At 29.7% G+C, this 25,202-nt stretch carries 29 protein-coding genes; all 29 read left to right on the forward strand.

Annotated features, from left to right (window positions below):
* The first annotated feature begins 42 nt into the window (after window positions 1-42).
* The 29 genes from L3B98_RS14615 to L3B98_RS14755 all read left to right on the forward strand — a co-directional run bounded on the left by L3B98_RS14615 (window position 43) and on the right by L3B98_RS14755 (window position 25,122).
* Window positions 43-516, forward strand: coding sequence for a hypothetical protein (locus L3B98_RS14615; RefSeq protein WP_238917257.1), 474 nt, complete (start codon window positions 43-45; stop codon window positions 514-516).
* 154 nt (window positions 517-670) lie between these two features.
* A complete protein-coding gene (locus L3B98_RS14620; RefSeq protein ID WP_238917258.1) occupies window positions 671-1,333 on the forward strand; it encodes a phage tail tape measure protein in 663 nt (220 codons plus the stop codon).
* A 246-nt stretch (window positions 1,334-1,579) separates the two neighbouring features.
* Window positions 1,580-4,726, forward strand: coding sequence for a phage tail tape measure protein (locus L3B98_RS14625; RefSeq protein ID WP_238917259.1), 3,147 nt, complete (start codon window positions 1,580-1,582; stop codon window positions 4,724-4,726).
* 32 nt (window positions 4,727-4,758) lie between these two features.
* A complete protein-coding gene (locus L3B98_RS14630; protein ID WP_238917260.1) occupies window positions 4,759-5,292 on the forward strand; it encodes a hypothetical protein in 534 nt (177 codons plus the stop codon).
* Window positions 5,293-5,340: 48 nt separating this feature from the next.
* Window positions 5,341-6,069: an SH3 domain-containing protein gene (locus L3B98_RS14635; protein WP_238917261.1), complete on the forward strand. Its 729-nt coding sequence runs from the start codon at window positions 5,341-5,343 to the stop codon at window positions 6,067-6,069.
* Between the two features lie 12 nt (window positions 6,070-6,081).
* Entirely contained in the window at window positions 6,082-7,098 is a 1,017-nt protein-coding gene (locus L3B98_RS14640; RefSeq protein ID WP_238917262.1) for an XkdQ, read from the forward strand.
* On the forward strand, window positions 7,088-7,429 hold the full coding sequence (locus tag L3B98_RS14645; protein WP_238917263.1) for a hypothetical protein: 342 nt from the start codon (window positions 7,088-7,090) through the stop codon (window positions 7,427-7,429). The genes L3B98_RS14640 and L3B98_RS14645 overlap by 11 nt, the downstream gene beginning before the upstream one ends.
* Complete coding sequence (locus L3B98_RS14650; protein ID WP_238917264.1) at window positions 7,422-7,859, forward strand: DUF2634 domain-containing protein; 438 nt, start codon at window positions 7,422-7,424, stop codon at window positions 7,857-7,859. Before L3B98_RS14645 ends, L3B98_RS14650 begins: the two co-directional genes overlap by 8 nt.
* An 8-nt stretch (window positions 7,860-7,867) precedes the next feature.
* Complete coding sequence (locus tag L3B98_RS14655) at window positions 7,868-8,980, forward strand: baseplate J/gp47 family protein (RefSeq protein ID WP_238917265.1); 1,113 nt, start codon at window positions 7,868-7,870, stop codon at window positions 8,978-8,980.
* Complete coding sequence (locus L3B98_RS14660; RefSeq protein WP_238917266.1) at window positions 8,981-9,607, forward strand: putative phage tail protein; 627 nt, start codon at window positions 8,981-8,983, stop codon at window positions 9,605-9,607.
* Between the two features lie 3 nt (window positions 9,608-9,610).
* The gene (locus tag L3B98_RS14665) at window positions 9,611-11,119 is read left to right on the forward strand and encodes a phage tail protein (RefSeq protein ID WP_238917267.1); all 1,509 of its coding nucleotides are present in this window, start codon (window positions 9,611-9,613) and stop codon (window positions 11,117-11,119) included.
* A 22-nt stretch (window positions 11,120-11,141) separates the two neighbouring features.
* Window positions 11,142-11,423: a hypothetical protein gene (locus L3B98_RS14670; RefSeq protein WP_238917268.1), complete on the forward strand. Its 282-nt coding sequence runs from the start codon at window positions 11,142-11,144 to the stop codon at window positions 11,421-11,423.
* Window position 11,424: 1 nt separating this feature from the next.
* Entirely contained in the window at window positions 11,425-11,592 is a 168-nt protein-coding gene (locus tag L3B98_RS14675; protein WP_238917269.1) for a hypothetical protein, read from the forward strand.
* Between the two features lie 244 nt (window positions 11,593-11,836).
* Window positions 11,837-13,093, forward strand: coding sequence for an Ig-like domain-containing protein (locus tag L3B98_RS14680; RefSeq protein WP_238917270.1), 1,257 nt, complete (start codon window positions 11,837-11,839; stop codon window positions 13,091-13,093).
* Between the two features lie 376 nt (window positions 13,094-13,469).
* Window positions 13,470-13,799 (forward strand): hypothetical protein, encoded by a 330-nt coding sequence (locus L3B98_RS14685; protein ID WP_238917271.1) that lies wholly within the window; start codon window positions 13,470-13,472, stop codon window positions 13,797-13,799.
* Window positions 13,800-13,817: 18 nt separating this feature from the next.
* Window positions 13,818-14,258 (forward strand): hypothetical protein, encoded by a 441-nt coding sequence (locus L3B98_RS14690; RefSeq protein ID WP_238917272.1) that lies wholly within the window; start codon window positions 13,818-13,820, stop codon window positions 14,256-14,258.
* A 74-nt stretch (window positions 14,259-14,332) separates the two neighbouring features.
* The gene (locus L3B98_RS14695) at window positions 14,333-15,109 is read left to right on the forward strand and encodes an N-acetylmuramoyl-L-alanine amidase (protein ID WP_238917273.1); all 777 of its coding nucleotides are present in this window, start codon (window positions 14,333-14,335) and stop codon (window positions 15,107-15,109) included.
* 722 nt (window positions 15,110-15,831) lie between these two features.
* Window positions 15,832-16,005: a hypothetical protein gene (locus L3B98_RS14700; protein WP_238917274.1), complete on the forward strand. Its 174-nt coding sequence runs from the start codon at window positions 15,832-15,834 to the stop codon at window positions 16,003-16,005.
* Between the two features lie 229 nt (window positions 16,006-16,234).
* The gene (locus L3B98_RS14705) at window positions 16,235-17,236 is read left to right on the forward strand and encodes a hypothetical protein (RefSeq protein ID WP_238917275.1); all 1,002 of its coding nucleotides are present in this window, start codon (window positions 16,235-16,237) and stop codon (window positions 17,234-17,236) included.
* A gap of 2 nt (window positions 17,237-17,238) precedes the next feature.
* On the forward strand, window positions 17,239-17,760 hold the full coding sequence (locus L3B98_RS14710; protein ID WP_238917276.1) for a hypothetical protein: 522 nt from the start codon (window positions 17,239-17,241) through the stop codon (window positions 17,758-17,760).
* Window positions 17,761-17,899: 139 nt separating this feature from the next.
* Entirely contained in the window at window positions 17,900-18,355 is a 456-nt protein-coding gene (locus L3B98_RS14715) for a GyrI-like domain-containing protein (protein ID WP_238917277.1), read from the forward strand.
* A 119-nt stretch (window positions 18,356-18,474) separates the two neighbouring features.
* On the forward strand, window positions 18,475-18,783 hold the full coding sequence (locus L3B98_RS14720; protein WP_238917278.1) for a hypothetical protein: 309 nt from the start codon (window positions 18,475-18,477) through the stop codon (window positions 18,781-18,783).
* Window positions 18,784-19,287: 504 nt separating this feature from the next.
* Window positions 19,288-20,553, forward strand: a complete 1,266-nt coding sequence (locus tag L3B98_RS14725; RefSeq protein WP_238917279.1) for a helix-turn-helix transcriptional regulator — start codon at window positions 19,288-19,290, stop codon at window positions 20,551-20,553.
* Window positions 20,554-20,660: 107 nt separating this feature from the next.
* Entirely contained in the window at window positions 20,661-20,819 is a 159-nt protein-coding gene (locus tag L3B98_RS14730; protein ID WP_238917280.1) for a hypothetical protein, read from the forward strand.
* 224 nt (window positions 20,820-21,043) lie between these two features.
* The gene (locus tag L3B98_RS14735) at window positions 21,044-21,217 is read left to right on the forward strand and encodes a hypothetical protein (RefSeq protein WP_238917281.1); all 174 of its coding nucleotides are present in this window, start codon (window positions 21,044-21,046) and stop codon (window positions 21,215-21,217) included.
* Window positions 21,218-21,823: 606 nt separating this feature from the next.
* The gene (locus L3B98_RS14740) at window positions 21,824-22,126 is read left to right on the forward strand and encodes a hypothetical protein (RefSeq protein WP_015394294.1); all 303 of its coding nucleotides are present in this window, start codon (window positions 21,824-21,826) and stop codon (window positions 22,124-22,126) included.
* A gap of 223 nt (window positions 22,127-22,349) precedes the next feature.
* Window positions 22,350-23,288, forward strand: a complete 939-nt coding sequence (locus L3B98_RS14745; protein WP_238917282.1) for a polysaccharide deacetylase family protein — start codon at window positions 22,350-22,352, stop codon at window positions 23,286-23,288.
* A 195-nt stretch (window positions 23,289-23,483) separates the two neighbouring features.
* Window positions 23,484-23,753, forward strand: coding sequence for an ACT domain-containing protein (locus tag L3B98_RS14750; protein ID WP_077365059.1), 270 nt, complete (start codon window positions 23,484-23,486; stop codon window positions 23,751-23,753).
* Between the two features lie 13 nt (window positions 23,754-23,766).
* A complete protein-coding gene (locus tag L3B98_RS14755) occupies window positions 23,767-25,122 on the forward strand; it encodes a PFL family protein (RefSeq protein WP_015394291.1) in 1,356 nt (451 codons plus the stop codon).
* Window positions 25,123-25,202 lie beyond the last annotated feature (80 nt).

The following is a 25,202-nucleotide window of genomic DNA, read 5'->3' on the forward strand; positions in this document are numbered from 1 at the left end:
TTACTACTTTTAAAATATTATTTGAGAGTGAGGAATTTAAAAATGAAAAAAAATTTAGAAGAAGAAAACAAGGTATTAGAAATGAAAGAGAATGATATTATAAATGCATTATTAGGGAAGAGAGAAGTACCAACAGCCACAGTAATTATTGAGCTAGATAAAAATAGAGGTATTAAAATTCCTATTGTTTTAAAAGGCCTTACACGTAAGGAAATGGATAGAATAAAAAAAGATTGCATTAGGAAGAGAAAAGTTAAAGGAGTTGTGGAAGAACAACTTGATAATGCTGAATATGATGCAGGAATTGTTATAGGAGCTACAACTAATTTCGATTGGGAAAATCAAAAATTATTAGAAAATGAAAATGTAAGTGATGGTAAACAATACATCATGAGAAAGCTTTTTGCTGGTGAAATATCTAATTTAGCTAGTAAGGTATTAGAACTTAGTGGTTTTGGAAATGAACTTGAGGAAGCAGAAGATATAAAAAACTCATCAGCCGAGGCAGTAGAATAATTGCCCGGCTTTATAATATTTTTACAATGCATCATATAACTCCTCATGATTTTTATGGAGTTCCAAACAATGAAATTTCACAAAAATTAATGTTTGCATTTAGTGACTATGAGGTTAGCAAATTACAAACTCCTAGTAAAGGAGGTAAAAAGTAATGGCAAATAAAGAAGTATATTCATTAGGTATATCTATTAAAGTAGATGGTGATAGTGAGGCAAAAAAGAAAATATCAAACCTTGAAAGTGCTACTGAAAAAGTTGAAAAGAAGTTTAAAAATTTAAGTCAATTGACAGCAAGCCCAACAAGTAAAATTAAAGATTTAACTACACCAATAGTTGAAAAAATAGAAAGTAAAGCAAGAAAATTAAACAGTACATCAATAAGCCCAACAGTAAAGCTTATTGATGGAGCATCAAGTAAATTAGAGCATATCAGTACAACTATAAAAAGGTTAGATAATGCTAATATTACTGCAAATGTAAGAATAAATGATCAGACATCAACTTATCTTAACAAAGTTCATAGTCATGATGATAAGTTGAAAAATACTAGTGTTAATCCGACTGCTGAAGTTTCAGATAGCAATATAGGAAATAAAATTTCAAGTGCAGGAGATTATTTAAGTACAAGAGTTACATTACCCTTAATTGGCTTAGGTGCAGCGGCAGCAAAGGTAGGAATGGATTTTGAAAGTCAAATGTCTAGAGTTAAAGCAATAAGTGGTGCAACTGGAAATGAGTTTGAAAAACTACATGATCAATCACTACAACTTGGAGCTGATACCGCATTTAGTGCTAAACTTTTTGGCACACTATAAAGAAATTTATAGAACAAATAAGCGACCAAAATCGGTGAAACCTAAGTTATTTAAATAATATGGTAATACCGAGGTAAGGTTATAGATTGCGAAAGGCTATAACCCACCGTAGAGAGTAGGAACTGAATAAATATAATGTTCCCAAGAGTGGTTGCCACCTTAGCGGATAATGCCGAAGGTGAAAATGTACTCCGATACTCTGTAAGAAATGCGGAGGGTATAGGATAAAGAGCCTATATATAACGATTGAAACAAGCAGCTGAAGGTATGGAAAATCTAGCTAGTGCAGGTTTTTCTACTAGTGAAATTATGAGTGCTATGCCAGGTTTGCTTGATTTAGCAGCAAGTTCGGGTGAAAGCCTTGCAAGCAGTTCAGGCATTGCAGCTAGTACTCTAAGAGGATTTGGTTTGGCTGCTAGTGATGCAGGTCATGTAGCTGATGTACTGGCAAAGAATGCAGCAGCTACGAATGCAGCAGTAAGTGATACTGGAGAAGCAATGAAGTATATAGCACCAGTTGCACAAACTGCAGGTTGGAGTCTTGAATCTGTAGCCGCATCTATAGGAGAACTAGCTAACTCTGGTATTAAAGGAAGTCAGGCAGGAACTACATTAAGAGCTATGTTTTCAAGATTGGCTAAACCAAGTGACGAATCAGCAAAGGCAATGAAAGCAATGGGATTTAACGCCTATGATTCACAACATAAAATGAAATCATTAAGTGAAGTTGTTAGTGATTTAAGTAAATCTACTGCAAAAATGACAGATGAACAAAAGCAAAATACTATTGCTCAAGTGTTTGGTGAAGAGGCAATGAGCGGTATACTCACATTAATTAAAAATGGTTCTGGTGCATTAGATGATTTAACAAATTCCTATATACATTCAGATGGTGCTGCTAAAGAAATGGCTTCAACTATGCAAGATAATGCTAAATCTGCGATTGAACAGATGACAGGAAGTTTAGAAACTGCAGGAATTAAATTAGAAGAAGCATTCGCCCCAAAAATAACTGAGGCTGCAAACTATGTACAAGATTTAGCAAATAAATTTTCAGAATTATCGCCACAACAGCAAGACTTTTATGTGAAAATGGCATTAGGAGCAGCAGCAATTGGACCAGTTACTAAGTTGATTGGGGGGATAACATCCGCTATCGGAGGATTAATTTCAATTGGAAGTAAAGCAGGGGCAATATTACCAGCATTTTTTACACCAGTAGGATTAGCGGTAGCAGGAACATTTGCTATTATTGGAGCAGCAGCAGTTACAGAAAATAATTTAATGAGAAAAAGCATCACCACAACAACAGAAGAATTAGGACCATTGGAAAAAGTTATGAATGAATTAAATGGTCACTTGAATAAATCTAAAAAGGAAATGGTTGATGCAGGTGCAATTTATGATGATTTTGGAGAAGGTGTCTCAGATAGTTTTAAAAAAGGCGCTCAAGATGCATCTAAAAGTTTATTAAAAATAGAAATGGACTTAAAAAAGTTAAATCGTAATGGAATATCAGATGAATCAGGCCTTAATAATTTAAAAAATTATGTTAATGAGGTAGCCTATGAAAATATTAATGCTATGAAAGAACAACGCTCAAAGATACAATCAGAGTTCCAAAAAACATTTAGTTTAGATGGAGTGACAAGTGATACAGAACAAAAAGTCATGGAGTCATTAGGTACTTTCTTTGAAACTGGTACAAATAAACAACTAGAGATAAGAGATGAAATATATCAATTTGCAAGTGATAAAATAAAAGAACATGGAAAACTTTTAGATGAAGATTTAAAGGAAATTCAAGATAAGATAGCTAAAGCTAAAGCTCTTGAATTAGAATATACAAAAGCACAAAATGCATACGATCAAGCATTTGCAAAAAGTCAATTTGAAAATGATGCAAGTAAGATAACTGGAATTGATGGCGCTAGTGAATTACTACAAGAGAGAGCAAAGAATCATCAAAGTTCATTAGATAAAATAGAAAATAATTATCAAGGTACGTTGGCGTATTATAATGATTTATTATCTAATAATGATTTAACAAATGAACAAAGAGAAAATTTTACAAAAGGTAGAGATGAAGCGCAAAGCGCACGAGATCAAGAAGTTAAAAAAGAAAATGAAGGATATTCATCAGATAGAGAAGTAATATATTCTCATTATGATAGTGCTAGAGGAATGCTTAATGAAAAAACTGGTGAAAAGTTTAGTGATGCAGATATAACAGCTCATAAGGGAACAGATTATTTAAAAAATCACTTTCAGGATTTAGAGCAGATTACTAAAGAAGGTTGGTATAGAATTAAGAATACTACAAGTGGAGAAATGGAAGATATTTATGCTACTGTTGATAAAGATACTGGAGAGATTAATGGAGCCTGGAGTAAAACTGCTGGGTGGTCTGGCGGATATACTAATGAACTGAAGCAAAAAGTAAAAGAACTTGGCGAAACTCATGAAACAGAAAAAATGAGAATACAAAATTCATTAAGTGCTTTAACTGGAAGTACATTAGATTCTAATAATCAAATAATAAGTTCAACTGGTTCTGTTATAGGTCAATTGCAAGGTGTTAAAGGTGCTGCTGGTGAAGCAATTACTGGAATAATCGATATAAATGGAACACCGATGGAGATAACATCTAACGCTTTAGGACAAATAACTGAAATGCATGAATATAAGGGTTCAGTAGATGATATTCCTGCCAGTGCTGATGTTCATATTAATAGCAATGCAAATGAAGCTACAAGTGAAGTTAGTAAAACAACTGATACTATAGCGCAAGTTCCTAATGAAACTCAAGCTGATATTACAAGTAATGCAGATGAAGTAACCAATAAAACAACTGGACTACTTGAACAATTAGAGTATATTGCTAGTCATCCTTGGACAGCATTTGTAAACTTTGTTAAAGGTGGTAATTCTGATTATACTCAAACAGAGCAAGATAATTATGATACAAATAGAACCCATGTAAGTGCTGGTGGAGAAGTAGAAGAAAATGCATCAGGTACTGATTATGCAAAAGCTGGGCTATCTACAGTAAATGAAAGAGGATGGGAACTATCAGATAGAACGATGCCTATAATTGGACAATACAATGATAATCCAGTAGTTAATTTACAAAGAGGTACGAAAATCAAAAATCATATGAATTCTATGTCAGAAATGAAGAATGATGTAAGGCAAGAAGTTGCAAACCAAATACCACCACAAAAGGTGCAAGTGTATCAACCTCAATTAGCGGTTGCAGGCGGTGGTAATAGCTTTAGCTTTAGTATGGGTGGAATAAATATAAATAATATGGCTGATAAAGCTGCTATTGTCAAACAGGCTACTCAAGAATTTGCCAAACAATTTATGGAAGTATTGAATAATCAAGCATAGATGCTATAATATGGGATAAGGGGGAATAATACATGAGGCATAGAAAACTTGTCAAAATAATCGCATCTATTTTGATATTAATGGCAGTTATATTAGGAATATCATTTAATCAAGTATGTAAAAATATTGAAGGATATAAAGAACATAGAGCTTATGAAGATTTAAGTTATACGGAAAGATTGGTTGTAAAGATAAAAGGTTATACCATTTATACTAGAGACGATTTAAGAAAAATTGAAGCATCTAAAATAGTAACGACTTTTAAAAAGATAAGCAGTCTAAATCAATTATATGACATTAACAACAAAAATATAATTGATGAAGAAATTAAAGAGCACGATAAAATACTAGAAGAATTACATAAAGAAAATTCTTCTGGAAATATCACTGATGAGAGTTTGAAGAATATTATGGATAATTGCATTAGCGCAGTTGAAAATCATAAGAAATCATTAGAAGCTTTTAAATCAGGGGACTTGCAAACATACTCTAATTTTAGTAGTCAAGTAGATAAAGATGCTATTGAAATTAGAAATGAAGCAGAAAGACTGGGATTAAAAAAATAACATAATAAATTACTAATAAAGCGCTTAGAAGACTAGGTGCTTTTTCTTATGTTAAAAAATAGAGGGGAGTTAATAGGTTTGGATATATATTTAATTGATGAAAGCAAAAATTACACTTATCATTTTGTAGTTAATCCATTGAACAACCTTTCATTAACAACTAATAGAAGATTTAAAACGGTTGATATTTTAAATTTTGGTGAGGTTGATATATTTAAGCCAGGTGAAAATATTCAAGAAATTTCTTTTGATACATTATTTCCAGTAGAATATGATTCGGCTTTTTGCAGAGATAATATAAAATTATCACCAAATGATACTGTTTCATTAATTAAAAACTGGCAACAACAAGAAGCTCCAGTAAGACTAATAGTGACAGATATAAATATTAATGAATTGATTACTATAAGTAAATTTTCACATGAAATTAGAGGTGGAGAAGTTGGCGATATCTATGCAAGTTTAACTTTTAGAAATCATAGAGAAATGACCATTTCTACAATCGATACATCTAATAGTTACTATGGAGGATTAAATAGTAGGAGTGATAGTTCTATATCAAGCGATGGTAGCGATACTTATAAAGATGGAGATATAGTAAAAGTTACAGCAAGCGCATTAAATGTAAGAGATGGACCAGGCACAGATCACACTATTCTAGGAGTTGCTTATAGTGGAGAAGAATTAACTATATTTAGGCAATATGGTAGTTGGGCTGACACATATTGGGGAGATCATGGTGGATATGTATGTTTGGATTATGTAACAAAGGTGTGATGATTTATAGATTTGATACTGAAAAATAAATATAAAATTTCATTACATAGCACTAAAGCTACATTAAAAGAAAGTATAGATACTATAGCATATACATTAAATGCACAAATAATTAAAAACCCTGAGTTAGTTAATATAGGGATGAGTAAGTATGATAGTGTTCAGCTTTATGATTATACATTTCTTACACATGAATATAAGAAATTGTTTGATGGATATATTTATGATATAGATGGAAGTGATAGTGAAAAAACAATAGATTTTACAGCTAAGGAGCGTACTGTAAATATGGAAGAAAGTGAAGATGAATATGCTTTCCCAGAAGGGCAGACAGCTAACCAAAGGGCAACACAAATATGCAATGATTGGGGAATACCTATAGGTAGTTTTTTAGATACCAGTCTTGGACTTGCTAAGTATAGAAGTTCATCTACTTTATTTAATATGTTATGGGGATTTTTAAAAGAGACTGCACAAAAAGGCGGTAATCTCTATAAATATCGTATGGAAGATTCTTTTAATATTATTCAGCTTGGAAGTAATACTACAATTTATAAATTAGAAAGTATAAGAGAAGATTCTAGTAGGAAATCTTCATTAAGTGGAGCTATAACTCAAGTAAAAGTTTTAGGAGAGAATAAGAATGTTTCGGTTGCTACAGGAGAAAAAACGAAGGCAGGTAAAGATAAAAAGGAAAGTGTAAAAAACTATGATGCTTCACCTACAATTGGAGTTTTCTCACAATACACTGATTACTATGGTACTTTTCAAAAGATTGTACAAGATAGCAATGTAACTGATTATTCACAAGCTCAAGAAAAAGCAAAGTCTATGTTTAATACTGGTGAAGAAGTTTGGACGTTTAAATGTGGTAAGGATATTGCAGATATAAGGGCAGGAGATAAAGTGAGTTTATATGGTAAATATTATTATGTTACTAGTATAACACATGATATAGGAGATGATTCTATGGAAATTGAAGCTATGGACTCTTTAGATTTAATAAGGAGTAAGTTTTATGCAAAATAAAGTTGATTATATGCAAGAGTTAGGGAGAACCTTTAACAATAAAGTTAGTAAACATATAGTAACTAGTATGTTTGGTACTGGTGTAGCACTAGGAACTAAAACTTTATCTGGTGTATTGGTGGATGGCCAAACTAATGAATATATTGGAGAAGATTGCTTAATATTAGATCAGTTGCTATTAGAAAGTAGTTATACAACTAGTACTAATAATGAACATTCTCACACTATTCAGACTCCTGATAATTTTAAAATAAATACTGGGGATAGAGTTTTAGTAGCACTTTTGGGAACTGCATGTGTGATTATAGGGAGGGTAACAAGTAATGGCTAATTTATATCCAATTAACACCGCAATAACGAAAATAACAAATGAAAGTACAGAAAATTTTGTGCAGAAGAAAACATATGCTATAGATTTTCAAACGATGGAATTTATAAAAAATCCTGATGGAACTGTAAAATTATTAGATAGTTTTGAAAGTTATCTACAATGGTGTGAATTAGCAATGCTTATAAATAGAAATAAATATATGGCTTATTCTAATAAATTTGGAAGAGAATTTGCAAACATAAGTTTAGACAGAAATGTTGTAGAGCTTGAAGAACAAAGAAAGACAATAGAAGCATTAATGGCACATCCACTTACTATAAAAGTGGATAATTTTATTTTTACTTGGAAAGATGATGAGTTATATTTTACTTGTACTGTTACATCAAGTCTTGGTTCTGCAACACTACAAAGTAAACAGACAGAGGGGTGATTAGTTAAATGGCAACAAATATTACATTGCCGGATTATATAACAAAAACATCTGAAGAAATACACAAAGAAATGCTAGATAATGCACCTGATAATATAAATACCATTGAAGGGGATGTATTTTGGAATGCTACTAAACCGATGGCAGATGAATCAGCAAGAATAAGGAATATAGCCTTAAAGAAAATTCTTTATTCTCGTTTTCCCCAAACAGCTACTGATGGGGATTTAGTTGAAATAGGAGAAAGCAAAGGAATATATAAAAAAAGTGCTGATTACGCTATACATAAAATGAAATTTGTTGGTGAAGAAGGTAGAGTAATTAGTGCAGGAAGAATAGTTAGCACAGAATCAACAGAAATTACGGCAGCTATTCAGTTTATGATTAATGAAACTGTAGTAATACCTGCTAATGGTGAAGTTACGGTTAATGCTACTTGTACAGTTGCTGGAACAATAGGGAATGTTGCGTTAGGTGGAATTAAACTATTATTAAAATCTCTAAATGGTATAGCAAGTTTAGAAAATATAGAAATAGTTAAATATGGAGTAGATATAGAAGATGATGAATCCTATCGTGAAAGATTACTGGAAGAAATGCAAAGACCAAATGCTAGTGGAAATAAGTATCAGTATGAACAATGGGCTAAAGAAGTTACTGGTGTAGGTGAAGCAAAATGTGTACCTGGAGCAGGGAGTGTTAAGATAATAATTACAGATAGTAATAATAAGGCAGCTACTGAAGAGTTAATTCAAGAAGTTTATAATCATATAGACAAAGCAAGACCGATATTAGCTGGAACTTTAACTGTAGTAAGTGCAGTAGAAAAAGCTATAAAAATAACTGCAAAGATAGTTCTTGATGAAGGATATACGTTAGAAAAAATACGAGATAATTTTGAAATTTTGGTTAATGAATATTTAAAAACTATTAAATTTAAATCATCAGATAATAATATATCTTATGTAAGTATAGCAAAAATCGGAAATTTAATTTTAAATATATTAGGCGTTTTAGATTATTCAGAACTTAGAATTAATGATGGAACATCTAATATAACGTTAGAAGATCAAGAAATTGCAACCTTAGATGCTGATGCTATTAATTTTGAGGTGATTTAAATGACCTATTCAATTAATTTAAAAAAATATGTACCTCAGCTTATTTATGAAAATAATAAAGAAATGCAGGCTATTTATGATGCACAAAAGGCAGAATTAGATAGACTTGTATATTACATTGAAGATATAAAGAATCAGTTTAATATTAATACAGCTACTTGGGGACTTAATTTGTGGGAAGAAGCTTATGGAATAAAAACTAAGTATAGTTATTCTTATGAAGAACGTAGAAAGGCTGTAAAAGCCAAGGAAAGAGGACAAGGTATTTTCTCTAAAGAGACAGCAATAAAGATTGGTAATACTTATGCAAGTAAAACAGAATTAATAGAGAATATAGAGCCTTATTGGTTTGCATTAATATTAGAAAGCTATGAAGGTTTTCCACAGGGATTAGATAGTTTTTACGAAATCATAGATGAATTAAAGCCAGCACATTTATGTGTAAAATATGATTTGGTTTCTGTTACGCAAGGTGAATTTTATGTTTCTGGAGTTAATTTTGAAGGTGAAATTATAACGACATATCCTTGGACACCATCTGAGATAGAGAATAGTATGGATGTATTTATTCCAATGACAGCTTATGCAGGAGCAGAAACAATAACAACATATCCAAAGGAGGAATAAAAATTGGCTGAGAAGTTTTATACTATATTAACTAATATAGGAAAAGCAAAAATTGCTAACAGTGGAGTTATGGGTAACAAAGTTAACTTTGTTAAATTTAAAATTGGTGATGGCAGTGGAAGCTATTATGAGCCCACAGAGGATCAAAAAGATTTGGTTCACACTGTTTATGAAGGAAATATAACTGATATAGAAATTGATGCAGATAATCCAAACTGGATGAAAATAAACTTAATGATACCTGCTAATGTTGGAGGATTCATGATACGGGAGTACGGTGTATTTGATGCAGAAGGAAACATGTTAGCAGTCGCTAAATGTGCAGAAAGTTATAAGCCAATTGCTGAAGATGGAAGCACAAAAGAATTAATATTAAGAATGATTTTAGCAGTATCAAATACAAAGAATATAAGTTTAGAACTTGATCCAACATTGGTATTTGTCACTAAAGAAGATTTAGAAGAATATGAAAATAAAATTAATGCGCAATTGTCAGACATTGTGTACCAAACCGCAGGAGGAACAGCAACAGCGTTAACAGTAACAATTAAAGGAACATTGGTAAATGGCTATCCAATTACTTTTATAGCAAGTGCAAATAATAGCGGAGCTGCAACAACTATAAATGGAAAAAAACTATATAAACCAGGAACAACAACAGCACCTAATTTAATCACTGGGAAGGCATATACAGTTTGGTATAACCAAGCAGGTGATTGTTTTTTTATCAAAGCTAGTGCGGAGGGTGATGCAGTAGCTGCCAATGTACTAGCCGGAAAGAAATTCAGTAATGACAATGATACTGGATTAGTAGGAACTTTAGATTTAAGCAACTTAGTAAGTGGGAATATAAAAAGCGGAGTAAGTATAAATGGTGTTAGTGGAAAAGCAAGTGTTGTAGATACAGCAGATGCAAATGCAGTAGCAGGACAGATATTAAATGGACAAACTGCTTATATAAACGGAAACAAGGTTACTGGTAATATGCCTAATCATAGTGGTGCAGATAGTCCAGCAAATAGTATAGCTGGGACTGGTGCTGGCAGAATATATGTAAGACCACAAGCAGGATATTATGATGGATCAGTTGCTTCATATGTAGACGATGGCAATTACAATGCTGCAAATATTGTAAGTGGTAAAAGTATATTGGGGCTTTGGGGAAATGCAACAGTGCAAAGTTTAGGAGGTCACTTATATGCAAGTAATCAAGCTCTAGTAAGTACAAGTATGTTAAATTTTAGTGGTACTAATTATTATTACTTATCAGTAACAGGTTTAGCTTTTACACCATCATTAGTAATAGTTAATTATCCAGGAATTAATGGTTATTCTAGCACTACTACTTTGTATAACAATATAAACACAAATGGAGCACCATCAAATTGTTACATTATTTTTAATAGTACTACTCCAACTCGATATCTTAATATTAATTCAGTTACCAATGGATTTACTGTGCCTATATATGGAGCTGGTGGTTTTACAGCATACTGGCTTGCATTTAGTTAAAAAAGAGAAGGAGCGATAAAGAATGAAGACATTAATAATTTATGATAATACAGGAACTATTTTTAGTTCACCGATAACAGGAAGTTACCAAAAACCACAAGGACAATTAAATTATTTAGAAATAGAAATTCCAGAAGGTAAAATTCTAAAAGGCATTGATACAAGTAAAATACCTAATGTACCAATATTTGAAGATATACCTAAAACAGATTTAGAAAAAGCACAAGAGCAATTGTTAGAAACTCAAGCTCAATTGGCAGATTTACAAGAACAAATATTATTAAAAGAAAATGGAGGTAAATAAAATGGGAATAATAATGGAAAATCTTATTAACAACAAATTTTATGTAACTAAGGATGATGTAGACAAGAAGTTAGGTGTATTTTTTGCATTCAATGTAATTACGCAAGATGAGTATACAAAGTTAATGCAATTAGCAGAAAGTAAATATACTGAAACTAGTGCATCATAGTAATAGCTATCAATAAAATAAATATAGATAACATAGAAGGCTTAAATAAAAGGTCTTTTTTTGTTATCCATTTTAAGTAATATAGTATAAATATGGATAATTAAATATATAAAAATTTACTGGAATTCTTAAATATAAAGGAATTTGTATTACGATTGTTGTTGGATTTAATTGGTATTAGAACTAAAATAAATATATGGAACGCGCGTTCATTTATTATTGAAAAATAAGGGAGAAATGATAAATGAGAAATTACTTTAAAAAGCTTAGTATAATGTTTGTGATGGCTTTAGCTATTATTGGGATTGGAATGATTCAAAATGGGAGTGTTGCTAATGCAGATACACTTGCTCAGTATCAAAGAGGAACTAAGTATTTTAATCAACCATTACAAGGATATAACAGATATGATGATAAGGATGAAAGTATTTTATATTCTGATAATTTTGTTGATTATTCTAGTACAACTCAAAAGTTATCTAATTTGTTATATGGTGGAAATAGAAAGGAATTACATTCTGGAAGTGGTGGGGGAACAATCAAATTTTCATTTTATGGAACAAGCATAGCTTTAATAGACTATATATGTAATGATCGAACTAAGGATTGTACTATAAGTTTTGATAGAGGGGAAACAAGTGAAACATTTTCAGCTTATGGAAGTGCTACGTCTAATCAGGTTTCACCTACAGGTAATCAGACTGCTTTTTATGTGAAAAATGGATTAGAAAATAAGAGACATGATGTTATAATTAATATTCCAGCATCTAATGACAGTTGGTTTTGCTTAGATGCAATAGATACGGATGGACATTTAGTGTCATATGGAGAGTCAATATCCTTAGATAAATCAACAATGAGTTTAATAGAAGGTGACTCAGATAAACTAACTGCAATAACAACGCCCTCAGCAGTAGGAGTAACATGGACATCGAGTGATCCTTCAATAGCAACAATAGAAGTTGATCCTACTAATGGTAAAATTACAAAAATTAATGCCATTAAAGAAGGAACTTGTACAATAACAGCAACTACAACAGATGGTAGCAATTTAAGTGCATCATGTACTATAAATGTAACTAAAAAAACTGAACCAATACCAACGCCAGATCCACAACCAACTGACACAGATTATATAACTAATATTGCTCATGCCAAAGGTACCAATACTAATAATCCTGGTGGCGATGTTACGATTATATTTCATGGATCATCTGACACTACATTAAGTTTAGTAAAAACAGCAGATGTAAAAGACGTATGGATAGGAGACAATTTTACATATACTCTTGTAATAACTAATACTGGGATAAAAACAGCTAAAGCAGTAGTAGTAAGTGATCCAGCACCTAATCATATAGATTTTAATGTTAGTGGAGTAACAACCACTCAAGGAACAGTTGATTCAAGTTCAACATCTAAAAATATTATTGTTAATGTTGGAGATATACTACCTGGAGGAACAGTAACAATTAAAATACCTTCAACTGTAATAGCATAAAGTGTTTTTTGAAAAGATAATTAAATATAAAGTTTATAAAAGGTACTTATTGAAATGTAGGTATCTTTTTATATTGCTACACAATTGGAAAAATGGACGAACTATTAAATAATAAATTATAAGCAATAGATTAACACCAAGAAGGTGTTTTTCTATTGCTTATTTTTAACAAATAATTCTATGAATAAAATAAGCCTAAATGGTTAATTTAATAGTGCTAGTATAAATCACCATAGAGGCTTATTAAGATATAAACAATAAGGCACTATTGCGTTTATTGTTATTTCTTATCTTTATTATTGCATTAATTTATTTAAATTATGCGTTCGAACAATAAATTAATTAAAAATAAAAAGTTGAAATAGGGGCGTGACGTATGAATGATTGCAAAGACTGTATTCAAATTAAAAACTTAGAGGATAAGATAAAATCTCTTTGGCATCAAGTAGAAGAGAGTAAAGCTGACAGAAAAGAGTTAAATGAAAGAATTATTGAACTTGAAAGAAGATCTGATGTAACAGAAGAAAAATTCGATAGGATTTTTGATGCAATTGAGGCTATTGAGAAGAATGTTGAAAAAATAGCAAATAGTCTTGAATGTTTGCAGAATAAACCAGCTAAAATGTATGAAAATCTTACAAGTGAAGTTATAAAATATGTTGTTCTTGCCGCTATTGGTTTTATAGCAGCTAAAATTATTAAATAAGAAAGAGAGTGATATTAAATGATAAAAGCATTAATTACAATTTTGGTGAAATTAGTAGAGGCTAAATTAGAAAAGGCAGGAGTAGAAACATTAATTTTAAAGAATGAAAATTATATTGCTGTAGCCAAGCAAATATGGCATATGATAGATGAGAATTTCAGAATTTCGCAAAGTGTAGAGGAAAAGTTATCGTCAAAAGTAGATGCATTTAATGAAGCTGTATTAACTAAGTTTCCAGAGTTAAGTCAAAAAGATGTTGATGATTTACGCCAAGCTATAGCTGGAGAAGTAAATCAAGGAAAAGCTGCTGTTACAGATAATTCAACAATTTTAAAACAGCTCCAAGATAGTAATGCCAAATTAACAGCAGAAAATGCAGATCTAAAAAATAAATTAGTAAACATAAATGCTCAATCTACTGTAATAAATACAGTTCAAGAGGCGGTAGCGCAGGCTTAATGATTAGAGTAACCATCAAAGTTACTCTTTCTATTATTAATTAATTTATTTTAATTGAAAGGAAATGATATAAAATGAATATTATAGATGTAGGTTTAAGTTTTGGAGAAATGAATATGAATAACCATCCATCAATGTTAATTGTGCATCATCTAGAAGCTGAGGGAATTAATTGGACAGTAGAACAGATTCACAATATGCATAAGAATGAAAACGGATGGGCAGGAATAGGATATCATTATTATATTAGGTTAGATGGCTCAGTGTATAAAGGTAGACCAGATGAAGCAATCGGAGCACATTGTCAAGGCTGCAATACAAATACCTTAGGAGTTAGTTTTGAAGGTGATTACGGTAATAGAATTCAAATGCCAGATGCTCAATTTGCTGCATGGTGTGAACTTAAAGAATATCTATGCAATATGTATGGTAATATGCCTGTATTTGGACATAGAGAAAAAGGAAGTTCAGAATGTCCAGGAGCGCACTTCCCATTAGAAATGGTTAGAGAAGCTAATTTTGCTCCTAGTTTAAAACTTGGTTGGAACCAAAATAAAACAGGTTGGTGGTATTGCACAGATACAGCAAATGGCTATTATTACAAAAATGCATGGAAACAAATTAATGGAGAATGGTATTACTTTGACAATGATGGATATGCTATGTGTAATGCTTGGATTAAATGGCAAGATAAATGGTATAGACTAAGAGATAACTGTATGATGGCGAAAAAACAGTGGCTTTGGGTAGAGGGAGAATGTTACTGTTTTGATGATACAGGCGCTATGTATGAAAATTGTACAACACCAGATGGTTACAGAGTAGATGAAACTGGTGCTTGGATTAAATAGAATAATAAACAGCAAGAATGTAGGGCATGGGACAAATCCTTTGCCATTTTCTTTGTTTTAAATTAATTTGTTTTTTTGACTAAAAGCGTGTAATAGATCTAATTAACTAAGTAAATTAATATATCAACAATAGATAATGCTCACATTGTAGTCAGATATGGGGCATATAAATCGTTTGAATTTGCTAAATTAAATAAGAGAGCAATAATTTACTAGATTATCACTCTCTTATTTATAATTTATTAATATGAGTAGTTATTTATGGTTTACTAACTTATTTAGCATATCATTTGAATTAATTTGTTTTTAATATGCTCTGACGTATGATATCCAATACTTTGGAATCAGATATCATACTAAGCTAATTTAAATCGTCATTTATATCTTGAATTTTAATGTTATTACTTTGTACAAGAATATAAACATTAAAACTTGACTGATACTAGTCCAAACTAGAAACAATCCTAAAAGAATAAATGAATTGTTTATTAAATCCATAAATAGCTTCCTCCTAATATTCTATTTTCATTTAATAATATCATGCTAAAGATAGAATTACAATTAATATTATAGTTTATTTAGTGACATTGAAGAAACCTTATGTCTTTTATTATTTTAAAAATTAAGTTTTTTAAGGTATTTTTAAGAAGGAAATGACTAATAATAGGAGAATTTAGCAATTAATACATTTAAAGAATAAATAATTTTGAAAGGATGAGATTATGAGAAGTGCAAGTGTGAGTTCATCAAGATTAGTGCTTGGATTATTCATAGGTGCAATGTGCCTAATATATCCACAACAAATTGGAGGATTTGTGGCAAAAGCCTTGGGATTGTTCGGTGATATGTTTAGCAGAATTGTTACTCCAATATTTTTAAAAGCTCTTGGAATTTAAGAATGTTGTACAAAAGAGGTAGTCTTAGTAAAAATACTTAAGTTACCTCTTATTTTTATTTTGTGGAAAACTTGTTTAAATTGTAGTATTATGTAAATATAACCAAATAAAAAAGAACGCATGCCAATGCCAATCAATCATGAGTTCTTAGTTATAATAGAGCTCGTTTAATATACCTATATTATAACACATAATTGGTTAAATATGAATATTATAATGAGGGATTAACATGGATATTACAAGAAAAACAGAAGTATATAGACTGCTAATAGAAAAAGAGGTACTAGATGCAGAACAGGAAAATTATAAATATTATGAGGAATTAATTGATCCAGGGAATATTTTAACTAATGTGTTAGAATATTATTTTGATAATTACATTCATACTTCATATAATGATAAGAAAGTGACATTAAAAGCGAGTAATATATGTTATTACATGCACTCAGCAGATAAAGATGCTAATGTAAGAAAAGTTAAACTTAATTATATAAAATTTAATAAAAATACCAAAGTAGTTGATATTAATTCTCTCACATCCAGGTATAAAAAAGATAGAGACGAGGGTGATGAAGAATATCAACACTATGTAGTAAAAACATATGATAATACTAATAAAGCAGTGTTAGTCTTTGAAAGAATAGGTGGAGCAGTTACAATTGGTATGTTGAAGGCTAATTTAAGAAAGGCATATAAAGAATGGGTTCGTTCAAATTTTAGTACAGATGAACAAAAAGATGAAAAACAAAGACTATTGAGATATAATATAAATATAAAGATAGTACCATCACCAGATTTTGTTTCTGAACTTGAAAAATTTGATAAAGTATCACTATTGAAAGTAACAGTCGACAAAGAAAGTGTTACAAATGATGAAGATATAAAATTTTCTGAAGAGAATATAAGTAGAGATGATGTAGATATAATATATAGACCATTTTCAGGGCTTTCATTTTCTAAATTTAAGATAAAAAAGTATTTTGAGCTTTTCGAAAAACAATCTAATAAGACTAAAATTAAAAGAATTGTAATTAATGGAAGAAAAGATGGTAATGGAATTTCTTTAGATACTGAGCAAATGAAATTAAGTAAATTTATAAAAACTCAGGTTGATACAGAAGGATTTGTGGATAGTGAAAAAATATTTGAGAAATATGAAGATTTAATTAATAAGGATTTTAAAGAATATTTCAATAACATATTTATAGATATTAATGAAGAGGAGGAATAAAAATGCTTGTCAAGCTAGTAAAGATTTTAGCAAATTTTATAAAAACAGCTAGAAAAATAGAACTTACAGAATTATTTGGAATACCATTAGTTATATCAATTTTGTGTATAATATTTATCTTTAATAATTTTCAAAATGCACAAAACTTCCAAAGTAATTTTAATGATTCTGTAATTTCAATATCATCTTTATTAGCAGCATTTGGAGTTGCTTCAATTACAATTTTATTAACTTCGAGTAGCGAAAATATAAAAAGAGCAATTAATACTGATACAAACAGATATGATATAAATAAGAAACAAATTTCTTATTATAAATTGTTAGTTATAAGATCATTTTTTAATCTATTTATACAAATGATCTTGTTGTTAATATCAATAATATATAAGGTTATACTTGTCAAAATAAATATTAACATTTACTTATTTGCAATACAATTATATTTGGTAATATTAACAGTTTATACACAAATATTTGTTGTTTGTAGCATATATCATTTACTTTCTAATGAAATAAAAAAGTAATTTTAATAAGCAGTAGCAAAGAGCAATCCACTACTGCTTATTTTTTGTGTAAAATTTTAAAAAATAAGTTGAAATACATTTTAAATCGCTATATGATAAATCCAGGCATCGATGTACTTTATAGAAAAGAAGGCAAACTATGGATATTAATATTGAAATGATACCATCATATCGTGTGGCTTATATACGAAGAACAGGCCCTTACGGTTCAGATAATATACAAACAATGGAACGATTAAAAAGTTGGGCTAGAGAAAAGGACCTATTTAATGAAAGTTCAATAATATTAGGTATAGCCCAAGACAATCCTCAATTCACAGAAACTAAATATTGTCGTTATGATACATGTTTAGTTGTTTCGGATGAATTTACGGTTAATAATAACTATATTAATGTTGGAAGAATTACTGGTGGGAAATATTGCGTATTTAAAATAAGTCATACTGCAGAGGCTATGCAAAAAGCATGGAAGGAGATATTTTTGGAGTTATCAAAAAATAACCACGAATTTGATAAAGAAAGATCTATCCTTGAACGCTATGCGATACAAATGATAAATAAACACTTCTGTGAAATTTGCGTACCGATATTATAAAAGAATATGAAAAATATTCCTATATATTGTTTATGTAATTCACAATCGTAATTTGTGCCGAACTAAAAATATTTTATATTAATTATTTGGTAGGAAAGATTTTATAAAGGGATGATTAAATGAAAGTATTCCGAAAAGATGTTAGAAAGATAGTTATAGATGATAAATTATTCTACTATGTTGTAATTGAGAACGACTATAATGTCATGTTACGCATATATTCAGGGGTTTATAGATCATCATTTTTTCAAGTGTCTTTCAATTGGAAAATTACTTGGGATACTAACCTGAATAAGCCGGGAGTATGTTGTAAAATAGTTAGATATGCTTTATTAAGCGGATGGAGCTATATAGAAAAGAATCAGCAGATGATTATTCAAGATGGTGATTATTTAGTTGTTCAGCTGGGTCTAAAGGATACCTGTTAGACAGAGATATATGGAACTACATGAAAGATATACTTTATCGCAATTTATATTAAGTTTTATTACGGAATATTCTTTAGATATTCAGTCATTAATTTGACTGCATTTTTTAGTGCAAAAAAGAGATAGTAACAGGTGAGTTATGACTAGAGTTAGTTACTATCTCTAAAAACTATAAATTGAGTTTAGATTCATTTGAAATTATTGACAAAGATTTTTGTTATTATACAATTAATTTATAACTTTTTTAATATTAAAAGGGGGGTAATCCAATGTCATCACAAGATCCAAGGGGATAGTAGGATAAAAATAGCTTTACAAATATACCATTAGATAGGCTGGGATTAATTTCCTGGCTTTTTTATTGTTGGTTAAAAATGTATAAATGAGGTATTAAAAGCCTAATTTGGAGAATGAAAAGGCATTTTATGTTTTACTACATTTTAGTAAAATTAATATTGTAGATAAAATAACAAAAGAAAACAATTTAAAAGGGGCAAAAAAAACATGTTTGATAATATAATAATGACACAAGGGGAAAAAATAAAAGAACTTAGATCCATGCTTAAAATATCTCAAGATGAAATTACATATGGAATTTGTTCAAGAACAAATTTAAGTAAGATTGAAAATGAAATTCAAAACCTTAGCTTTAATTTAGCGAATTCATTTGCAGAAAGATTTAATAACATTATAGAAGAAAAAGGATTAGATATAAAACCTATTACAGCTCATTTTTTATTAAAAAATGAGAATGAACAAGCAAATAATATATTTTCAAACATTCTTAAAAATATTAAAGAAGAAGAAATGGATATAGATAAAAAGTTAAGGGAAGCTGAAACACTAATGGATAAATATGATATTGTGACTAATGATAAAATAGAGTTATATAAATTTTTAGCAGATGCTTATTATAATAAGTATCAATATATTAAGAGCAATGAAATGTGTAATAAAGGAATAAAAATATGTATTAAGTATTACAATGTTAAGGAAGAAGTGACTTTTTATATATATAAATCTATGAATAGTGTAAAAACTTTTAATTATAGAGAAGCACTTAAAGAATTAGAATATGCAGAATTATTGAATAAAAATATACAAAATTCTGTATATGAAACAATACTGTACCAAAAAGGGCTGGTATATAAAAAAATGTACCAGTATGACAACGCTTTGAAATATTTTAAGATTTTGATAGACAAACCAGTGAAAGATAAAATATTATTGATAAAGGCAAAAATGGTATATGCGAATTGTCTAATGGATCAATTCGTAAAATTTGAAGAAGCTGAAAAAGAATATTTTGAGATACTAGATTTAGCTAGTGGAGATAGGGACTTTACAGCATTAGCTTATAAAAACTTATCAGAATTATATTATAATCAAAAAAGATATAGGGATGCCGGACGGTATATAAAAAACGCACAAATTCCTAATAATGAATATCTTAACGAAATTTTATTTTTTGCGGCAAAAGTATTCCGAAATTTAAACGAGGATGTTGAACATTATCTTCTAGACTCATTAAAGGTATGTGAAGAAAAGGACAGGGAAAATACAAATCTGATTAAAAATATAATAGATGAATTAGTATTGCTTTACATAAAGAAAAATGATGAAGATAATTTATTGTTAATAGCAGATAAAGCAAAAGAATTAAATATAAATTATTGTTTAAGTTATTTAAGGATTTTAGAATATTATAGAGGTCGAAATGATGAAAAAAGTATAGAGTTTAGTAATAAATTAATGGATAAACTTAGTTAAATTAAAAGTAAATGAAAAATAAGAAAAATAATCGCAATTTCCATTATTATGTTACAATAGTGAGAGACGTAATGTCGATATACTCACAATGCAAGGAGGTGAAATCCATGAAAAAAATTGTATTAACAGTAATTGCAGTATCAATGCTATTGACAAATGTTGCATTTGCATCAACATCAACTGAAAAAGCAAATGTTAAAAATAGCACAATATCTAGTGTTACACAAAATAATATGTATCATTTAGATTCTACCGATCCGCATTAATAATAAAAAATGTTGCAAAATTATAATAAAGACGTGAGAGTTTAAAAGCCTAAACTCTCACGTCTTTATTATTTTACAAATATTGAATAACTTTATATAATTATTTCATAAAGAAACGTTGGTGCATCAATCTCTTTAGGCTATTAAAACAAGAAAAATCTAATATAAAAAATATATCTTTATTTTTGCAGAGAAGTATAAAGGATAAGGGAAGGTGATTAATAATGCCAAAAATTCATGACACAGATGAACAATATATTTTAGATGTTCTAAATGATGAGGAAGAAAGGCTACTAGCTGAGTTAGGAAATGAATTACCTGGAAATTATAAATATTTGTTTTTCAGATATGTTTCGTTAAGGGATTTTATGGAGAAAATAAAATATAAAATAGCATAAGAGTATATTAATAGAGTCGTCATTATTTTAGCGATTCTATTTTTATATTTTTCTGCAAAACATACGAATGAAAACGTACTAAAAACGTACTTATATTTTTAGAAAAGCAGAAAAACACAATATAATTCGTATAATACATATAATAAAAGCAATAAATAATAGAATTAATTAACCATTGCTTTTATATTTCAATAGAATGGGAATGATATTAAACACATAGTTATATTTTGAATTTATCTGGCTCAACATATTTTAATAATAAAATTATACTTATACCTAGAAGCGGAAATAGTGGACTATTTCATAATTTGTATAATGATAATTATTATTAAAAAGTATAGATTATTTTGTAATATTATGTTATAATTAAGTCATCCCAAAGAAACAATCCCCTTACCCTTAAATAATCTTTCTTTAATATGATAACAGCCGAGTAATCGGCTGTTTTTTGTACATGATAAGAATTTGAGTTAAAAGATTATTTAAAAATGCTATAATTTTAGTTTTTTACTTATAATCAAGTTATATAGTAAATAACTTTTTATTTTTGAATTTGAAATAATGTTCTTATATTTATATAATTAAGTAAAAGGGAGGATGAAAGCTATGAAAGTTGAATTTTGTTTTGTGGAAAGTGATGATGTTGTATTTACAAAAGAATCAAGAGATTTGAAAGATATAATAAATGTTATTACTAAAGTAGGAACAGAAATAAATTTGTCTTTTAGTAAAGATGATTTCATTCATGGGTATGTACAAAGTGTAATGTATCAAGTTGATGCAGAAAATAATGATGAGAGTCTGAGAATATATTTTTCAAATGATTATAAAAAATCTAAAATTAAAGAACGAATATCTGCTGAACATTTAAGCACAACAAAGATAAACGAAAAGAATGATATCAGTTAAATTATAATGACGGTTTTTCAAAATATCATATATATTATTTTTGATGAATAATATATAATGATAAAATAATTTGTAAAACCGTTTTAATATATAATTAACTTTATCTAGATAGATATTATGGAATATAATAAAAACTGAAGAAAGTTATTTGACAAATAATAGAAAAGCCTTATAATTGTGACGATGAAGAAGTGAAGTTTACGCAAAATAGAAGGAGATATAAATGGATAGTACTAATATAAAGAGAGCCAGATATAATAAAAGAAAGAGACGGAGAAAAAGATCCAAAACTAATATTGGAATATTAGTTAAATTAATATTATGCGTAGCTGTGATTTTTACTTCTATAATGATTAGCATTGATAAGCAGGAAAAGGCTACTTTAAATATGGGATTAAGTGAAGTGAATGAACAGGATGAAAATAATAATGGAGATACTACTGCTGAAGCAGGAGATAAGAAAGCAGATGAAATAGTTTGGGTTAATGATAATAGAGGAGTTCCGGTAATTTGTTATCATTCGATTACTGAAGATAAAACGAAAAAAGGTCCTATTGTTATACCGGTTGAAAATTTTAAAGAACAGCTTAAAACAATTAAAGATGCTGGATATATAACCTTGACTATGGCAGAACTAAATGGTTATCTATATGAGAATAAACCTATTCCGGAGAAGAGTGTGATTATAACCTTTGATGATGGCTATAGGGATAATTATACTTTAGCGTTTCCTATATTAAAGGAATTAAATATGAAGGCTACAATTTTTGTTATTTCAAGCTTTATGAATAGATCTGATTGTTTGTCGCCAGAGGAATTGAAAGAAATGAGTGATTATGGTATTGATATTGAATCCCATACAGTTTCTCATAAAAGGCTTTCTGATATGAATTATAAAACTCAGCTTAAAGAGTTAAAAGATTCAAAGGCCGCTATTGAAAAAGTTACAGGTAAGCCTGTAACAGCTATTGCTTATCCTGAAGGGAAATATAATGATAATACTAAAAAAGCTGTTGTGGAAGCAGGATATGTAATGGGATTTACAATAGAAAGAGGCTATGCTGATAGAAATGATCTTTCTACTAGGTTGAATAGAATATGTGTAGATTATACTTATAAGCCAAATAATATTCTTAATGTATTAAAGAACTTGAAAAAATAATTTATAACACGAACAAAAAGAAAAAAATATTACAAAATGTTCTGTGAAAATTGACAAAGTATCATATAAATTATAGAATAAAGATAGTAATTGAGGTGCTTATTTATTATATCCAATTCCTTGGGAATTGGATATAATTTTAGGGATATTTTTTGAATAATTGCCTCAAAATACATATGAATGGAGTAGATAAGCATGAAAGCAATATTAACAGTAATTGGGCAAGATAAAGTTGGTATTATAGCAGGGGTAAGTAATAAAATGCTAGAATACAGCATTAACATTTTAGATGTTAATCAAACAATAATGCAAGGATTCTTTACCATGATAATGGTTTTGGATTGTAAAGATATGAACAGATCTTTTGAAGATGTTCGTGCAGGGCTTGTAGCAGAAGGAGAAAGACTTGGGGTTGAAGTTAAGATACAAAGAGAAGAAATATTCAAGTCAATGCATTCATTATAATTAGGAGGGGCTTATGAATACTAATAATATACTTGAAACTATAAAAATGATTGAAGAAGAAAAGTTAGATGTAAGAACTATAACTATGGGGATATCTTTATTAGATTGTATAGATCCAGATGGAAATAAGGCTAGAACAAAGATATATGATAAAATTACAAAATCAGCAGAACGCTTAGTTGAAGTTGGAAGACAAATAGAAACAGAATTTGGAATTCCGATTGTAAATAAGAGAGTTTCTATTACTCCAATGTCTATAATTGCAGGAGCTACGGATGAAACCAGTTATGTTGAATTTGCAAGAACTTTAGATAGAGCAGCTGAAACGTTAGGTATAGATTTCTTGGGCGGATTTTCAGCTTTAGTTCAAAAAGGATGTACAAAGGGAGATAAGATTTTAATACAATCAATTCCTGAAGCATTGGCAGTAACTAAAAAGGTTTGTGCATCGGTTAATGTTGGGTGTACGAAATCTGGAATAAATATGAATGCTGTAAGAGATATGGCTGAAGTAATAAAGAGAACAGCTGAATTAACTAAGGATGCGAAAGGTTTTGGTTGTGCTAAGCTAGTTGTATTTGCAAATGCAGTAGAAGATAATCCGTTTATGGCTGGAGCTTTTCATGGAGTTGGAGAAGCTGAAAGAATCATAAATGTTGGAGTGAGTGGACCAGGAGTTGTTAAAAGAGCATTGGAAAAAGTTAGAGGCGAATCTTTTGATGTTGTTGCAGAAACAATTAAGCAAACTGCTTTTAAGGTTACAAGGATGGGTGAATTAGTTGCAAATGAAGCATCAAAAAGATTAAATGTACCATTTGGCATAGTGGATTTATCTTTGGCACCAACACCTGCTGTTGGAGATTCAGTTGCAGAAATCTTAGAAGAAATTGGATTAGAACAAGTTGGTACACATGGAACTATAGCAGCACTTGCTATGCTTAATGACGCAGTTAAAAAAGGTGGAGTTATGGCATGTAGTCATGTTGGAGGTTTAAGTGGAGCTTTCATACCAGTATCAGAAGATGCAGGAATGATTGATGCAGTTAACAGCGGATGCTTAAACTTAGAAAAATTAGAAGGTATGACCTGTGTATGTTCTGTTGGACTTGATATGATTGCAATTCCAGGAGACACACCAACTTCAACAATTGCAGGTATGATTGCAGATGAAGCAGCTATTGGAGTTATAAACAATAAGACTACCGCGGTTAGAATTATACCAGCACCAGGATGCAAAATAGGAGATATGGTTGAATTTGGAGGACTTTTGGGTTCTGCGCCAGTTATGAAGGTAAATGGAAAGTCATCAGAAATATTTGCAAACCGAGGAGGAAGAATTCCTGCTCCAATACATTCTTTTAAGAATTAATTAAGGCACTATCAAATAAATAACAAGTCCTCTTGTTAGCAATCTTTGACTTGTTATTTATTTTCATGTGCCTAAATTTG

It is taken from the genome of Clostridium sp. YIM B02555, from assembly GCF_022320955.1.
Classification (GTDB): domain Bacteria; phylum Bacillota; class Clostridia; order Clostridiales; family Clostridiaceae; genus Clostridium; species Clostridium saccharoperbutylacetonicum.

Coding starts and splice junctions, on each gene's coding strand:
- L3B98_RS14735 (WP_238917281.1), top strand. CDS start 21,044: ATGCCAAAAATTCATGACACAGATGAACAATATATTTTAGATGTTCTA.
- L3B98_RS14720 (WP_238917278.1), top strand. CDS start 18,475: ATGAAAGTATTCCGAAAAGATGTTAGAAAGATAGTTATAGATGATAAA.
- L3B98_RS14630 (WP_238917260.1), top strand. CDS start 4,759: ATGAGGCATAGAAAACTTGTCAAAATAATCGCATCTATTTTGATATTA.
- L3B98_RS14705 (WP_238917275.1), top strand. CDS start 16,235: ATGGATATTACAAGAAAAACAGAAGTATATAGACTGCTAATAGAAAAA.
- L3B98_RS14620 (WP_238917258.1), top strand. CDS start 671: ATGGCAAATAAAGAAGTATATTCATTAGGTATATCTATTAAAGTAGAT.
- L3B98_RS14645 (WP_238917263.1), top strand. CDS start 7,088: ATGCAAAATAAAGTTGATTATATGCAAGAGTTAGGGAGAACCTTTAAC.
- L3B98_RS14755 (WP_015394291.1), top strand. CDS start 23,767: ATGAATACTAATAATATACTTGAAACTATAAAAATGATTGAAGAAGAA.
- L3B98_RS14675 (WP_238917269.1), top strand. CDS start 11,425: ATGGGAATAATAATGGAAAATCTTATTAACAACAAATTTTATGTAACT.
- L3B98_RS14615 (WP_238917257.1), top strand. CDS start 43: ATGAAAAAAAATTTAGAAGAAGAAAACAAGGTATTAGAAATGAAAGAG.
- L3B98_RS14730 (WP_238917280.1), top strand. CDS start 20,661: ATGAAAAAAATTGTATTAACAGTAATTGCAGTATCAATGCTATTGACA.
- L3B98_RS14725 (WP_238917279.1), top strand. CDS start 19,288: ATGTTTGATAATATAATAATGACACAAGGGGAAAAAATAAAAGAACTT.
- L3B98_RS14715 (WP_238917277.1), top strand. CDS start 17,900: ATGGATATTAATATTGAAATGATACCATCATATCGTGTGGCTTATATA.
- L3B98_RS14750 (WP_077365059.1), top strand. CDS start 23,484: ATGAAAGCAATATTAACAGTAATTGGGCAAGATAAAGTTGGTATTATA.
- L3B98_RS14695 (WP_238917273.1), top strand. CDS start 14,333: ATGAATATTATAGATGTAGGTTTAAGTTTTGGAGAAATGAATATGAAT.
- L3B98_RS14670 (WP_238917268.1), top strand. CDS start 11,142: ATGAAGACATTAATAATTTATGATAATACAGGAACTATTTTTAGTTCA.
- L3B98_RS14745 (WP_238917282.1), top strand. CDS start 22,350: ATGGATAGTACTAATATAAAGAGAGCCAGATATAATAAAAGAAAGAGA.
- L3B98_RS14650 (WP_238917264.1), top strand. CDS start 7,422: ATGGCTAATTTATATCCAATTAACACCGCAATAACGAAAATAACAAAT.
- L3B98_RS14740 (WP_015394294.1), top strand. CDS start 21,824: ATGAAAGTTGAATTTTGTTTTGTGGAAAGTGATGATGTTGTATTTACA.
- L3B98_RS14635 (WP_238917261.1), top strand. CDS start 5,341: ATGTTAAAAAATAGAGGGGAGTTAATAGGTTTGGATATATATTTAATT.
- L3B98_RS14710 (WP_238917276.1), top strand. CDS start 17,239: ATGCTTGTCAAGCTAGTAAAGATTTTAGCAAATTTTATAAAAACAGCT.
- L3B98_RS14660 (WP_238917266.1), top strand. CDS start 8,981: ATGACCTATTCAATTAATTTAAAAAAATATGTACCTCAGCTTATTTAT.
- L3B98_RS14680 (WP_238917270.1), top strand. CDS start 11,837: ATGAGAAATTACTTTAAAAAGCTTAGTATAATGTTTGTGATGGCTTTA.
- L3B98_RS14690 (WP_238917272.1), top strand. CDS start 13,818: ATGATAAAAGCATTAATTACAATTTTGGTGAAATTAGTAGAGGCTAAA.
- L3B98_RS14685 (WP_238917271.1), top strand. CDS start 13,470: ATGAATGATTGCAAAGACTGTATTCAAATTAAAAACTTAGAGGATAAG.
- L3B98_RS14655 (WP_238917265.1), top strand. CDS start 7,868: ATGGCAACAAATATTACATTGCCGGATTATATAACAAAAACATCTGAA.
- L3B98_RS14700 (WP_238917274.1), top strand. CDS start 15,832: ATGAGAAGTGCAAGTGTGAGTTCATCAAGATTAGTGCTTGGATTATTC.